Genomic DNA, 13242 nt, shown 5'->3' with positions numbered 1-13242 from the left:
GCGCAGTTGAACTCCATGAACCTTCATCGTCTAGCCCAGCAGATCCTGGGGCGTGCAACCTGCAGGGTCGGTGCCAGGTCGCGCCTCAGTCAAGCGGCACGCATCAAAAATGCCGCCGGCGACTCCGATCGTATTCTGATTGGCAGCGATACATTTGTGCGCGGCGAGCTGATGACGTTCGGGCACGGGGGAAGAATTGTGCTGGGCGATTGGTGCTATGTCGGAGACGGAACTCGCATTTGGTCCGCGGTATCGATCGAAATCGGACATCGCGTTCTGATCTCTCATTCCGTCAACATATTCGATAACCTTACGCATCCGCTGCAAGCCTCGCAACGACACCAGCAGGCCAAGGAAATATTTGAGCGTGGCCATCCGCGTAAGCTGGCGTTGGGCGAGCAGCCTGTTACGATTCACGACGACGCCTGGATAGGCGCGGGTGCCTTTGTGCTGCGCGGCGTCACCGTCGGGCAAGGTGCGATCGTCGCGGCCGGGGCGGTCGTGACCAGGGATGTGCCGGCGTTCTCGATCGCAGCGGGAAATCCCGCGGTCGTTGTCAGGGAGCTATCGCCCGATGAACGCTGATCCCAAGCTGTCGTCCTGGGAAGAGGCGGTCGTCTGGTTTCGAAATCAACCCGAGCAGCAGCAAGTTGCGCGCGACGCATACTACGATGACCCATTGGTGGATGCCGCGGCGCGTTACCATGCATCGGAAGAGTGGCGCGCCGTCTCCAAAATTTTGCATGGTCGTCGTGGCCGAGCGCTCGATATCGGAGCTGGCCGTGGTATCGCCAGCTACGCACTGGCCCGTGATGGTTTCGCAGTCACGGCGCTTGAGCCCGACCCGAGCAAGATTGTTGGCGCCGCGGCGATACGCATGCTCGCACGCGATGCCGGAATTGCCATTGACATCGTCGAGGAAGTTTCCGAGCGGCTGCCGTTTGCTGATGCGAGCTTCGATGTGGTGTTTGCGCGAGCGGTGCTTCATCACACGACCAATCTGGAAGCTGCATGCCGTGAAATCTATCGCGTGCTGAAACCGGGTGGCATTGCGGTTGCCGCCCGCGAACACGTCATTAGCCGTGATTCCGACCTTCAGAAGTTCCTGGACCAGCATCCGCTGCATCGGCTCTATGGCGGTGAAAACGCCTTTCGTCTTGATCGGTACGTTGGCGCGTTGCGCGCTGCCGGCTTTGAGCCGCTCGAGATACTTCCGCCCCTTACAAGCCCGATCAACTTGTTTCCTTACACCATTGACAGCTTGCGATCGGCTGTAGTCTCACGGCTTTCGGCCAAGCTTCCCCTCCCGGGCTGGCGGGCGCTCCTGAGTCATGACCGCATATTCAGGTTCATGCTGTTGATCGCCGAACAATTCGACAACCGGCCCGGTCGACTCTATTCGTTTGTGGGATACAAGCCGGGGCAATGAAGCCAATGTCGGCCATCTCTCATTAAGAACTATTGCGACGTCTTGTTGGAAACGACATCGTCGTAGATGGCCACGGCCTGTTCTGCCGATCTCTCCCAGTTGAAGAGCTGAGTGACACGTGCGCGTCCGGCATCGCCCATCGCCTTGCGGAGCGGTTGGTCGGCACACAGCCGGTCCAGCGCCGAAGCGAGTGCCGCGGGATCGCCGGGCTTCATCAAGATCCCTGTGTCGGCGGAAACTTCGAATGGAATTCCGCCAATCAAGGTCGAAACGACCGGCAGGCCGCTGGCCATGGCTTCCAGAATGACAAGTGGCAACGTATCGGCGCGCGAAGGAAAGACGAACAAGTCGACGCTCTGATAGAGGGCGCGCAATTCTTCGCGGGTGATGAAATCGGTGAATAGAATCTTTTCACTGCCGGCAGGCATGCCGTTGTCAGCAAGCAGCTGCGCATGCTCCTTCTGCGAGCGGATAGCACCGGCGACAACAGCCACAGCCTTTTCGCGCATCAGGGGCAGGGCCCTGAGCAGTACGTCCAGGCCCTTGTTTGCCGTGTGGTTACCCACATACAGCATGAGTGGACGGTCCGTCGGAAGAGCGAAGCGTGCGACCAGTCGTTGCCGCTCGGCCTCTGAAACAGGAATCGTGAAGTAGGGGTCCACGCCATTGGATACGACGCGAAGATTGCGAGGATGGACCCCCATGCCGGATAGAATGGGTTCCTCCTGGGGCGAGAGCATCAGGACTCTCGCTGCGTTCTGCGCCACGTGTACCACCGGCCGACGCACCAGCAATTCCAGCAAGGGCTTTTGCCAGGCAGGGGCACCAAAGCCTTGTGAGAATTCATTGAATTCGATGAACCCGTGCGTTGAAATAACGTAGGGGATTTTTAGCTCGTCGCAGGCCCGCGCCGCAGCCTTGAGCGCACCCGGTGGATGTGGATTGTGAAAATGAACCACATCGAACCGTCCCTCGCGAAGCCACGGCTTGATATTCGCACGCCATGCGAGAGTGACAGCTTGCCGGGGCAGAACGCGCCGCAGGGGCAGGAGGGAATTTGCTGCTTTGTGACGAACGATGCGCAGGCCGTTCTCGACGGTTTCGCCGTTTTCCTCGGCCATCAGCAACAGCGGGCTGTCGATCTGCTTTGCGATTCGCTCGGTCAATTGGATCGCCGCCGATACCCCTCCGCTTGCCTTGAATGTCGGTGGTGTGATGACGACCGCGCCAACGCGCAGCTTGGTGGCCGTCACGTTAGTCCATCCTCCATCCGATTTGTCCATGCGCGATGCATGCTTTCGGCAAGTGAAATAGACGGTGTCCAGCCGGTAATTTGTTTCAGTTTCTGGGTTGACGCCTTCAGCATCGGACGATCGACAGCGCGCATACGAAGCGGGTCCTGTTGAATGTCGAGCGTCACTCCGGCCGCTGTTCCGATCGTCGCGACGACGTCACCCACGGAGTGTGTGTTGCCAGTGCCAAGATTCGAAATCAGCGGGCCGCCCTCGAAATCATCGTGTCTGGCGAGCGCGCGGAATCCGGAACCAACGTCGCTGACGTCGATGTAATCCCGGTGGGGGAACAGGTTTCCCAAGGCCAGTTGGTGGTTACCGGAAGCGAGCTGGCTGATGATCGCCGGTACGAGATGCGGGTTGGTCTCACCGGGCCCGACGACGTTGAAAAGTCTGACGATGATGCCGCGGACCTTGTTTTGGTTGTGGTAATGCCTGACAAAATGCTCGCCGTGCAATTTTGTGTAGCCGTAGACATCGACCGGGCCGAGGTCTTCGTCGCGTTCCAGATGCGCGTCGGGCAATGGTCGGTAGACGGCGGCCGATGAAGCGAAGACGAACTTGGTCCCGGCCGGGGTTGCGTTCAGCAGATTGACGGTTCCCGCCACGTTGATTGCGACCGCATTCCCGGGTTCGGCTTCGCATGCTGGAATGAAATGAACTGCAGCCAAATGATAGATTATCGACGGCTGTATCTTCTTGAGCAATTCCGAAACCGCATCCGCATCCCGGATATCCTGCCGGTGCAGTACGAAAGCTTGCTCGTCCATTTGCGCCAGACGATGTTCACCGCTGGCCATATTGTCCAATACGTGGACTTCGCAATCTCGCTGGGCGATCAGCTGGCGCACCAACTCCCGGCCCACGTATCCGTTCCCGCCCGTTACCAAAACCAGACCTTTAGTCATAACAAGCGTGCCTTGGAGTGAAAAGTTTCGAATGGCTGATTGGAGCGCACTCTCTGGATAAGAAATAAACCTCTACGAGAGTCAACAGCTAAAAGTCATGCCTTCGGGGGCGTTAGCGTTCCCTGATTTGTCCCGAGCTGCGAGCGATCTCATCTGTCATCGGACACAGCAGCGTCTTTGTTCAGAAGCCGATGCATCAGTTGCCGGTATGAGTTCAACGCGGTTGGTCGTGCATAGCTACGGGCAATCTCGGTCGCCCGCCGACCCTTCTCTTGGGTATTGCCGGCGGCCGAAGCTGCAAACTCGACGGTACGAGCAATTGCGGCAGGATCTTCGGGTTGTACCACCCAGCCCAAGTCATGTTCCTGCACGAGAAGAGCAGCCTCCGCATCTGGCTCGGAGCAGATTATAACTGGTCGTCCCACAGCGAGCAGATTGTAGATCCGGCTTGGTACAGACACGCCGGTATTGTTTTTACGATACGGGATTATCCAAATGTCGGCAGCCGACAAGAATTCTTCCAGCTCCGCTTCGGGTACGCGCTCAATCAAAGTGACGTTACGCAGGGGGGTCGCCGCCTGCCTTTTCTTCAATGTGGTCCAGCCGACGCCCTCGCCCGAAAACAGGAAGTGAATGTCCGTATTGTGTTCCAGTATTCGAGCAGCTTCGAACACGGAGTTGGGGTCGTGAGTGAATCCCGCGTTTCCAGACATGGCCACCAGAAATTTGCTTCCGCAGCGGATACGAAAGGAATTTTCGGTGACAACTCGATGTTGAATAGGAAGCGTTGGCCAATTCGGGATAAAGACGATCTTGCTTGGCTGCATGCGTGGATAGGCCATCAACAGCACATTCATGTCGCGCCCGATGGTGACGACAGCGTCGAGCCATTTGAACAAGACAGAGTTCGCCCAACGCATGATTTTTGTTACTATGGAGCGGGGATGCAGAATACCGGCCATGACAAGCGTGTCCGGATAGAAGTCATGAATAATAAGTGCCGCGGGGATATTGCGGAGCCTCGCTGCTACAGTTACGGCGTACGGAACTGTGAAAGGCGTCGTAACGCAAAGGATGGCGTCCTCGCGGCGGGCGTGCTTCAGGATGGCAAAGAACACCTGTAATGCGAACAGGACTGCGGCAAGCGATCTCGAAACCAGCGCTGATTTTCCTGGCCACCAGCTCTTTATCTCAATAATTGTGGGGAAGGATGACTTCGGGGGCGCCTTCGAGTTGGAGCCGGGCGAGCCCGACAGAACGGTGACGTCGCAGTCGCGAGCCAACTCCTCGGCGATCTCAGTCATGTAGGCCGAGGTCGTACTCGGAAACGGGGCATAATGCTGGGAAACGAGCAGGATTTTCCCAGCGCTCTGCACCTGGGGAATCGGCAGTATCGATCCGTCTGGCGCCCGATGCTGGTGCCGATTTCGCGTGAGCCCGTCGTAGAGTTCGACGACTGAGGCCCCGATGATTTTGGCTGACAGCTTTTCGACGACGAGCTTTCTCGCAGCTTGTCCGTAACGGTCGCGAAGCTGGGACGAGTTCGCCAGGCCAAGGATCGCCGCAGCAAGTGCCAATGGATCCTCGATAGGCACCAGGACGCCGGTCTGATCATGGATGACAACTTCGCGGCAGCCGGGAGCGTCGGTAGCAATCATCGCTCTGCCGCAGGCTGCCGCTTCCAGCAGACTCATCGGCAGGCCTTCTCGATGCGATGGCAAGACGGCAAAATGGCAACGCTGCCAAAGCGAGACGATATCGTCGATGTGCCCAAGCCAGGTGATTCCCGGCCGCTGGCTCCATTCCTGCGCTTCTTCAACCTGGACCGAGGCGGGGTTGGCTGGATCGGGATTACCGGCAATGATCAGGTTTATATCGTGACCTTGTTCTCGCAAGATGCCGTGGGCGGCTACCAGCGCCCGAATTCCTTTGTCGGTTAACAAGCGCCCGGCGAACCCCATTGTAATTGGGCCACTCGGCTCCGGCAGTGGCTGCAACACATCAGTGTCGACGCCGGATCCGGGGATCAGGACAGTTCGACCGTGCTCTATTCCAAGGCTTTCGAGAGCGGACAGATCGTCGGGATTCTGGACGAGAACAACGCTTTGCTCCCTGTTGAAGAGCCAGGGAAGGAGAGTAGCCATGCTTCGTTTCAGAAGCCGTGTTCGCCAAGTCACCGAGGTAAAGATGTAGCCCAGGCCGGTGATTGCGTTAACAAGCGGGATTCTTCTTCCCAAAGCTGCAATCGATCCATACACGCAGCATTGCAAACCGGAGTGATGAACGATCTGCGGCCTGATCTTGCTTTCAAGCCGTCGAAGCGCAGCGATGGTCGGTATTGCAGCAAATGGAGATAATCCGCCTCGGCGGAATGGGATCCGATGAAGCGTGAAGCCCTCTGCTTCTATGGCTGTTGCGCCTTTGTCGACGCGCGTAGCCACGTGCACTTCATAGCCTGCGGCGCGCGCAGCTCTCGCCATCGGCAGCCGGTTGAGCAAAAACGCGAAGTCTTCGTTTACCACGTATAACAAGCGCGGGCGCGCGGTAGTCGTTGCGAAAGCCATGCAACTCACATCGTTTGATCTGCTGTTAGAGCGGTCCCGCACCCATTCGGGCTGATACCACATTGAAATGGACATCGATGCCGTGGGCGTCGAAATGCCGTGCCACCCTACGCCGTTCGGGCTTCGAACTGAAGGGATCACGCCATCATTGTTGCCAAGGTTCGCAGATGGTATTTATCGTCTCGTTAGCGAATTGTGTCCTGCGAGGATGAAGCAGGCTTTGCTTCCTCGCCGCGTTCTGCGGCGGGCTGCAGGCGTTTCCGTTCGCGTTCCCTCATGAACTCGTCGTACTTCGCGGTGCCCGGCCGCGGTGGCGCGTCCGCCGGCACGCCTCCGGCCCAGGCCGGAATGGCGTCGCTGACCCCGGCCGAAATTTTTTCGTTGATGGTCCCGCAGCCGCTCAGGGAGCAGGCCGCGAACGCGACGGCAACGAGGACAAGGATATGGCGGGCTGGGATCGACATGGGCGGCAGGTTACAACTTAGACCTTTAAGGATGATGGATTTGAGGCCGCCTTACGGCAGGGCAGGACTTGCCCTTATTTGTTGACACCAACATTTTATTTGTACAAATGTACAAATGGAACGAAGGTCGGAGACGGTCGGGCCGGCCGGCGGGTCTCGAAGCGGGGGCGGTGTTATAATACTGCCAGCGACCTGACGCAGGGACGCCGCCGGGGAACGTGCCCGTCCAAGGAAACGCGCCCTTCGTCCGATTGACAACAAGCCGCGGTGAGACGCCATGTCGTGGCGCTACCCGGCCGAAAATTTGGGTTATGGTGAGGCAAGGGCCGGGGACTCGGCTCAAGGCACAAGACCGATCAGGGGGAGAAAATTCATGTCTATTCGTCGTCAATTGCTGCTGGCTGCAGGCGCCGTCGCCGGTGTGCTGGCTGTTATACCCGCCAAGGCGCAGGACGCCGTCAAGATCGGCCTGATCCTGCCGATGACCGGCGGGCAGGCCTCGACCGGCAAGCAGATCGACAACGCCGTCAAACTCTACATGCAGCAGAAGGGCGACACCGTCGCCGGCAGGAAGATTGAGGTCATTCTGAAGGATGACGGCGCGGTCCCCGACAACACCAAGCGCCTCGCCCAGGAGTTGATCGTCAACGACAAGGTCAGTTTCATCGCCGGCTTCGGCGTGACGCCGGCAGCCCTTGCCGCGGCGCCGCTGGCGACCCAGGCCAAGGTCCCGGAAATCGTGATGGCGGCGGGCACCTCGATCATCACCGAGCGTTCGCCCTATATCGTGCGCACCAGCTTTACGCTGGCGCAATCGTCGACGATCATCGGTGATTGGGCCGCCAAGAACGGCATCAAGAAGGTCGCGACGCTGACCTCCGACTACGCGCCCGGCAACGATGCGCTGAACTTCTTCAAGCAGAACTTCACCGCCGGCGGCGGCGAGATCGTCGAAGAGGTCAAGGTGCCCCTGCAAAATCCGGACTTCGCGCCGTTCCTGCAGCGCATGAAGGATGCCAAGCCGGATGCCGTGTTCGTGTTCGTGCCGGCAGGGCAGGGCGGCAACTTCATGAAGCAATATGCCGAGCGCGGCCTCGACAAGGCGGGCATCAAGGTGATCGGCCCCGGCGACGTGATGGATGACGATCTGCTCAACGGCATGGGCGATGCGGCGCTCGGCACCGTCACCGCGCATCTGTATTCCGCCGCGCATCCGTCGGCGATGAACAAGGATTTCGTCGCAGCCTACAAGAAGGCCTATAACCAGCGCCCGGGCTTCATGGCGGTGGGCGGCTATGACGGCATCCATCTTATCTATGAGGCGCTGAAGAAGACCGGCGGCAAGACCGACGGCGATGGGCTGATCGAGGCGATGAAGGGCATGAAGTGGGAGAGCCCACGCGGCCCGATCTCGATCGATCCGGAAACCCGCGACATCGTGCAGAACATCTACATCCGCAAGGTAGAGAAGGTCGACGGTGAACTCTACAACGTCGAATTCGCGACCTTCGAGGCGGTCAAGGATTCCGGCAAGACGAAGAAGTGACGCCGGCTTCGGCGTCATCCTCCGATGCGCAATTGCGCATCGTGGGGCGCGCGTCCGCTCTCGCTCTGCGTCATGCCCGGCCTTGTGCCGGGCATCCACGTCTTTCTTCGGCGAGCGAAAGGAAGACGTGGATGGCCGGGACAAGCCCGGCCATGACGGTGTAATTACTTTCGTGTCGCTAATCTCGGCTAAGCCCATCTCATGACCACGCTCTTCACCATCCTGTTCGACGGCGTCGCCTACGGCATGCTGCTGTTCGTGCTGGCCTGCGGGCTGGCCGTGACGCTGGGGCTGATGAACTTCGTCAATCTCGCCCATGGCGCGTTCGCGATGACCGGCGGCTACGTTTGCGCCGTTCTGGTCAACAATTCCGGCTGGCCGTTCTTTGCGGCGCTGCCGCTCGCCTTCGTCGTCAGCGCCGTGATCGGCGTGGCGCTGGAGCGCACGCTCTACCGCCATCTCTACACACGAAGCCATCTCGACCAGGTGCTGTTCACGATCGGCCTCACCTTCATGTCGGTGGCGGCGGTCGATTACATCATGGGATCGTCGCGCATCTTCATCAAGCTGCCGGCGGCGCTCGAGGGCCAGTTCGATTTCTTCGGCGTCGGCATCGGCCGCTACCGGCTGATGATCATCGTGATCTGCGGCCTGCTCACGGTTGGGCTGCAATTGATCCTGGCGAAAACCCGGTTTGGCAGCCGTTTGCGCGCGGCGGTCGATGATCCCCGTGCCGCCAGCGGCCTCGGCATCAACGTGCCGCAGGTGTTTGCCTTTACCTTCGCCTTCGGTTGCGGGCTTGCCGGTCTGGGCGGCGCGCTCAGCGCCGAAATTCTTGGCCTCGATCCGTATTTTCCGCTCAAGTTCATGATCTACTTTTTGATCGTGGTCACCGTCGGTGGCTCCTCCAGCATCACCGGGCCGTTTCTGGCTTCGCTGCTGCTCGGCATCGGCGACGTCGCCGGCAAATATTACGTGCCCAAGATGGGTCCATTCGTCATCTACACCATCATGATCGTGATCCTGATCTGGCGCCCGAACGGTCTGTTCGGCCGCACCGCGGCGCGGTGAGCCGATATGAACGCGCTTCCCGAAGTCTCGTCTCATGCCATGGCCCGCTCCCGCTGGCGCGGAGGCGAAATCGCGTTCTGGGTTCTGGTGCTGGCCTGCGCATTCCTGTTTCCGTCGCGCTATCTGATCATGACGGACATCCTGCGACTGGCACTGTTCGCGCTGTCGCTCGATCTGATCCTTGGCTATGCCGGTATCGTGTCGCTCGGCCATGCCGCTTTCTTCGGCGTCGGTGCCTATTGCGCCGGGCTGCTGGCGCTCCATGGCATCATCACCGAACCGGTGATTGCATTGGTCGCGGCCGGCCTCGTCGCCATGGTGCTCGGCTTTCTCACCAGTTTCCTGGTGATCCGCGGCGTCGACCTGACGCGGTTGATGGTGACGCTCGGGATCGCGTTGCTGCTGGAGGCGCTGGGTGAGCGTTTCTCCAACATCACTGGCGGCACCGACGGCCTGCAGGGCATCGAGATGGCGCCGATCCTTGGCCTGTTCGCCTTCGACATGTTCGGCAAGACCGGCTTCTTCTATTCGCTGATCGTGCTGTTCCTGCTGTTCCTGCTCGCGCGCCGGGTGGTGAACTCGCCATTCGGCCTGTCGCTGCGCGCGATCAAGAACAATCCGCTGCGGGCGTCCGCCATCGGCGTGCCGGTCAACCGCCGCCTGATCGCGATCTATACGCTGGCCGCGTTCTACGCCGGCATTGCCGGCGCGCTGTTCACCCAGACCACGGCGCTGGCCTCGCTCGACGTGTTCGCGTTCGAAAAATCGGCCGATCTGATGCTGGTGCTGGTGCTCGGCGGCACCGGCTATCTTTATGGCGGCCTGATCGGCGCGGTTGTCTTCAAGATGCTGCAGGAATTCTTCTCCACCATCACGCCGCAATACTGGCTGTTCTGGATCGGCCTCGTGCTGGTCGTGATCGTGCTGGTCGGCCGTGACCGCATGCATCGCTGGGCGTTGTGGCTGCCGAACCTCGTGATCCGGAAAATCGCCGGGCGCAAAGCCGTCGTTGCCGTTCCCGAAAGTGACGCGCCATGACGATCGCGCTGGAAACCAAAGGACTGGAAAAATCATTCGGCGGCCTGCGGGTCACGCGCGATCTGTCGCTGCGGGTCGAGCAGGGCGCACGCCATGCCCTGATCGGGCCGAACGGCGCCGGCAAGACCACGGTCATCAACCTGCTCACCGGCGTGCTGCAGCCAAATGCCGGGCGCATCCTGCTCGAAGGCAGCGACATCACCGATCTGCCTGTGCACAAGCGGGTGCTGCGCGGCTTGTCGCGCACCTTCCAGATCAACCAGCTCTATGCCGATTTGACGCCGCTGGAGACCATCGGGCTTGCGGTGTCCGAACGGCTCGGCCGCGGCGGCGACTGGTGGCGGCGGATGGGGACGCGCGACGACGTCAACCAGGAGGTCGCCGAGACGCTGTCGCGCTTTCACCTGCTCGACGTCATGAACGAGCTCACCGCGACGCTGCCCTACGGCAAGCAGCGCCTGCTCGAGATCGCGGTCGCGATCGCGACCAAGCCGCGGGTGCTGTTGCTCGACGAGCCCGCCGCCGGCGTGCCCGAGAGCGAGCGCCACGATATTCTGGCGGCGGTCGCAGCCCTGCCGCGCGACGTTACGGTCCTTCTGATCGAGCACGACATGGATCTGGTGTTTTCGTTCGCCGACCGGATTTCGGTGCTGGTCAACGGCGCCATGCTGGTCGAGGGTCCGCCGGACGAGGTGGCGCGCGATCCCCAGGTCAAGGCGGTCTATCTCGGCGAGGCCGCCGATGTCTGATCTTCTAGCCATCAACGGCCTTCGCGCCGGCTACGGCGAGGCGGTGGTGCTGCCCGGCATGTCGCTGACGCTGGGCGAAGGCCAGGTGCTGGCGCTGCTGGGGCGTAACGGCACCGGCAAGACGACGCTGATCAACTCGATCGTCGGGATCACGCGCCGTTTCGGCGGCACCGTCGCGCTTGGCGGGGTGGATATCACGCCGATGCGGCCGGACCAGCGGGCGCGGGCCGGGATCGGCTGGGTGCCGCAGGAGCGCAACATCTTCCGCTCGCTGACGGTGGAAGAGAACATGACCGCGGTGGCCCAGCCCGGCCCATGGACCGTCGACAGGGTTTACGAAATGTTTCCGCGGCTGAAGGAACGCCGCAGTAATTTCGGCAACCAGCTCTCCGGCGGCGAGCAGCAGATGCTGGCGATCGGCCGGGCGCTGACGCTCAATCCGAAGGTGCTGCTGCTGGACGAGCCGACCGAGGGGCTGGCGCCCATCATCGTCGAGGAGCTGCTGCGGGCGCTCGGCACCATTACCCGCGCCGGGGGCATCTGCTCGATTATTGTCGAGCAGAATGCCCAAAAGATTCTGGGGTTGGCCGACCGGGTTGTGATATTGGAACGCGGCGCGATCGTGCATGATGCGGCTTCCAGCGCGTTGAAGGCCGATCCCGCGGTGCTCGAACGCTATCTCGGCGTCGCCGGCGCCGCACATTAGATTTCTTTCTTTGGGAGTAAGACCATGCAGCGAACCAAAGCCCCGTTCCGTGCCGACGAGGTCGGCAGCCTGTTGCGGCCGCAGCGCATCAAGGAGGCGCGCGCAAAACTGGAGAAGGGTGAGATTACGGCCGAGGACCTGCGCAAGGCCGAGGACATGGAAATCGAAAAGGTCGTGCACAAGCAGGCCTCGCTCGGCCTCAAGCTCGCGACCGACGGCGAGTTCCGCCGCTCCTGGTGGCATTTCGATTTTCTGAGCCATTTGACCGGCTGCGAATTGTACCACCCTGATCAGGGCATCCAGTTCGCCGGCGTCCAGACCCGGCATGACGCCATCCGCGTCATCGGCAAGCTCGACTTCCCCGACAACCATCCGATGCTCGATCACTTCAAGTTCCTGAAGAAGCATTGCGACACCGCGCATGTCACCGCGAAGATGACGATCCCGTCGCCCGCGGTGCTGCATTTCCGCGGCGGCCGCAAGGCGATCTCCAAGGACGTCTATCCCGATCTGGAAACCTTCTTCGAGGATCTCGGCAAGACCTACCGCAAGGCGGTGAAGGCGTTCTACGACGCCGGCTGCCGCTATCTGCAGTTCGACGACACCGTGTGGGCCTATCTGTGCTCGCCGGACGAGTTGCAGAAGGCGCGCGAGCGCGGCGACAATCCCGACGGCCTGCAGGAGATCTATGCCCGCGTCATCAACTACGCGCTGGCCGAGCGGCCGGCCGACATGATCGTCACCACCCATGTCTGCCGCGGCAATTTCCGCTCCACCTGGATTTCCTCCGGCGGCTACGAGCCGGTGGCGGAGACCATGCTGGCCGGCACCAATTACGACGGCTATTTCCTGGAATATGATTCCGACCGCGCCGGCGGCTTCGAGCCGCTGCGTTATCTGCCGAAGGGCAACAAGGTGGTCGTGGTCGGCGTCATTACCTCGAAGTTCGGCGAGCTCGAGAACAAGGAAGACATCAAGCGCCGGCTGTTGGAGGCGGCAAAATTCGCGCCGCTCGAGCAGCTCGCGGTATCGCCGCAATGCGGCTTTGCCTCGACCGAGGAAGGCAACATCCTGTCCGAGGAAGAGCAGTGGGCCAAGCTGAAGCTCGCGGTCGATGTCGCCAACGAGGTGTGGGGGAAGTAGGTTCATAACTCCGCGTCGTCCCGGCTCTCTCAACCCGTCGTCCCGGCCTTGAGCCGGGACCCATACGCCGCGGCCTATCGGTGAGAACGCTGGCGTTAGAGACCTTCTTTGACAATAACTGCCGCGGCGTATGGGTCCCGGGTCAAGTCCGGGACGACGGCCGTGCTTTTTGTTGCACCGTGCACTAAACGCACCTTGACGTTCTCGCGGCGCATTGCGCCCGAGCTTTGCCAGAAACTTCCCGCCCTCTTCAAACAGAGGGCGCAGGGAAGACCGGGTGCGCGCTGCACCCGCGGTCTCGCGTGCGGTTTGCACAAAACAAAGTGCACACG

General features: G+C 60.7%; 11 protein-coding genes and 2 pseudogenes. 8 read left to right on the top strand and 5 right to left on the bottom strand.

Annotated features, from left to right (window positions below; all coding sequences use genetic code 11):
* The first annotated feature begins 15 nt into the window (after nt 1-15).
* The gene (locus JQ600_RS31135; RefSeq protein ID WP_212390921.1) at nt 16-585 is read left to right on the top strand and encodes a DapH/DapD/GlmU-related protein; all 570 of its coding nucleotides are present in this window, start codon (nt 16-18) and stop codon (nt 583-585) included.
* Nucleotides 575-1429, top strand: a complete 855-nt coding sequence (locus JQ600_RS31130) for a class I SAM-dependent methyltransferase (RefSeq protein WP_212490257.1) — start codon at nt 575-577, stop codon at nt 1427-1429. Before JQ600_RS31135 ends, JQ600_RS31130 begins: the two co-directional genes overlap by 11 nt.
* 29 nt (nt 1430-1458) lie before the next feature.
* On the opposite strand, the gene JQ600_RS31125 is transcribed toward JQ600_RS31130, so the two are convergent.
* From JQ600_RS31125 to JQ600_RS31105, 5 genes and pseudogenes are all read right to left on the bottom strand, one after another.
* Complete coding sequence (locus JQ600_RS31125; protein WP_212390919.1) at nt 1459-2682, bottom strand: glycosyltransferase family 4 protein; 1224 nt, start codon at nt 2680-2682, stop codon at nt 1459-1461.
* Nucleotides 2679-3629 (bottom strand): NAD(P)-dependent oxidoreductase, encoded by a 951-nt coding sequence (locus JQ600_RS31120; RefSeq protein WP_212390918.1) that lies wholly within the window; start codon nt 3627-3629, stop codon nt 2679-2681. The genes JQ600_RS31125 and JQ600_RS31120 overlap by 4 nt, the downstream gene beginning before the upstream one ends.
* A 149-nt stretch (nt 3630-3778) precedes the next feature.
* A pseudogene (locus JQ600_RS31115) lies at nt 3779-4930 on the bottom strand (glycosyltransferase family 4 protein); the annotation flags it as partial.
* A gap of 129 nt (nt 4931-5059) precedes the next feature.
* Nucleotides 5060-6193, bottom strand: a pseudogene (locus JQ600_RS31110) (glycosyltransferase family 4 protein); the annotation flags it as partial.
* A 185-nt stretch (nt 6194-6378) separates the two neighbouring features.
* Nucleotides 6379-6657: a hypothetical protein gene (locus JQ600_RS31105; RefSeq protein WP_212263986.1), complete on the bottom strand. Its 279-nt coding sequence runs from the start codon at nt 6655-6657 to the stop codon at nt 6379-6381.
* A 373-nt stretch (nt 6658-7030) separates the two neighbouring features.
* Between JQ600_RS31105 and JQ600_RS31100 the strand changes: the two genes are divergently transcribed.
* The 6 genes from JQ600_RS31100 (at nt 7031) to JQ600_RS31075 (ending at nt 12910) form a co-directional block, all read left to right on the top strand.
* Nucleotides 7031-8203 (top strand): ABC transporter substrate-binding protein, encoded by a 1173-nt coding sequence (locus JQ600_RS31100; RefSeq protein ID WP_212263987.1) that lies wholly within the window; start codon nt 7031-7033, stop codon nt 8201-8203.
* Between the two features lie 201 nt (nt 8204-8404).
* Entirely contained in the window at nt 8405-9274 is an 870-nt protein-coding gene (locus JQ600_RS31095; protein ID WP_212263988.1) for a branched-chain amino acid ABC transporter permease, read from the top strand.
* Nucleotides 9275-9280: 6 nt separating this feature from the next.
* Nucleotides 9281-10312, top strand: a complete 1032-nt coding sequence (locus JQ600_RS31090) for a branched-chain amino acid ABC transporter permease (protein ID WP_212263989.1) — start codon at nt 9281-9283, stop codon at nt 10310-10312.
* Nucleotides 10309-11061: an ABC transporter ATP-binding protein gene (locus JQ600_RS31085; RefSeq protein ID WP_212263990.1), complete on the top strand. Its 753-nt coding sequence runs from the start codon at nt 10309-10311 to the stop codon at nt 11059-11061. Before JQ600_RS31090 ends, JQ600_RS31085 begins: the two co-directional genes overlap by 4 nt.
* A complete protein-coding gene (locus tag JQ600_RS31080; RefSeq protein ID WP_212263991.1) occupies nt 11054-11767 on the top strand; it encodes an ABC transporter ATP-binding protein in 714 nt (237 codons plus the stop codon). The genes JQ600_RS31085 and JQ600_RS31080 overlap by 8 nt, the downstream gene beginning before the upstream one ends.
* Before the next feature lie 24 nt (nt 11768-11791).
* Nucleotides 11792-12910 carry a cobalamin-independent methionine synthase II family protein gene (locus tag JQ600_RS31075; protein ID WP_212390917.1) on the top strand — a complete coding sequence of 373 codons (1119 nt, stop codon included), beginning with the start codon at nt 11792-11794 and terminating at the stop codon, nt 12908-12910.
* Nucleotides 12911-13242 lie beyond the last annotated feature (332 nt).

This window comes from Bradyrhizobium sp. AUGA SZCCT0176 (assembly GCF_018130145.1).
Taxonomy (GTDB): Bacteria; Pseudomonadota; Alphaproteobacteria; order Rhizobiales; family Xanthobacteraceae; genus Bradyrhizobium.
The sequence above is the reverse complement of the archived record's forward strand: the minus strand, read 5'-3'. Positions and strand labels throughout refer to the sequence as shown.

Excerpts from the sequence above, each read along its gene's own strand:
- JQ600_RS31085 (WP_212263990.1), top strand. The coding sequence starts at position 10,309 with ATGACGATCGCGCTGGAAACCAAAGGACTGGAAAAATCATTCGGCGGC.
- JQ600_RS31120 (WP_212390918.1), bottom strand. The coding sequence starts at position 3,629 with ATGACTAAAGGTCTGGTTTTGGTAACGGGCGGGAACGGATACGTGGGC.
- JQ600_RS31105 (WP_212263986.1), bottom strand. The coding sequence starts at position 6,657 with ATGTCGATCCCAGCCCGCCATATCCTTGTCCTCGTTGCCGTCGCGTTC.
- JQ600_RS31095 (WP_212263988.1), top strand. The coding sequence starts at position 8,405 with ATGACCACGCTCTTCACCATCCTGTTCGACGGCGTCGCCTACGGCATG.
- JQ600_RS31135 (WP_212390921.1), top strand. The coding sequence starts at position 16 with ATGAACCTTCATCGTCTAGCCCAGCAGATCCTGGGGCGTGCAACCTGC.
- JQ600_RS31100 (WP_212263987.1), top strand. The coding sequence starts at position 7,031 with ATGTCTATTCGTCGTCAATTGCTGCTGGCTGCAGGCGCCGTCGCCGGT.
- JQ600_RS31080 (WP_212263991.1), top strand. The coding sequence starts at position 11,054 with ATGTCTGATCTTCTAGCCATCAACGGCCTTCGCGCCGGCTACGGCGAG.
- JQ600_RS31090 (WP_212263989.1), top strand. The coding sequence starts at position 9,281 with ATGAACGCGCTTCCCGAAGTCTCGTCTCATGCCATGGCCCGCTCCCGC.
- JQ600_RS31130 (WP_212490257.1), top strand. The coding sequence starts at position 575 with ATGAACGCTGATCCCAAGCTGTCGTCCTGGGAAGAGGCGGTCGTCTGG.
- JQ600_RS31075 (WP_212390917.1), top strand. The coding sequence starts at position 11,792 with ATGCAGCGAACCAAAGCCCCGTTCCGTGCCGACGAGGTCGGCAGCCTG.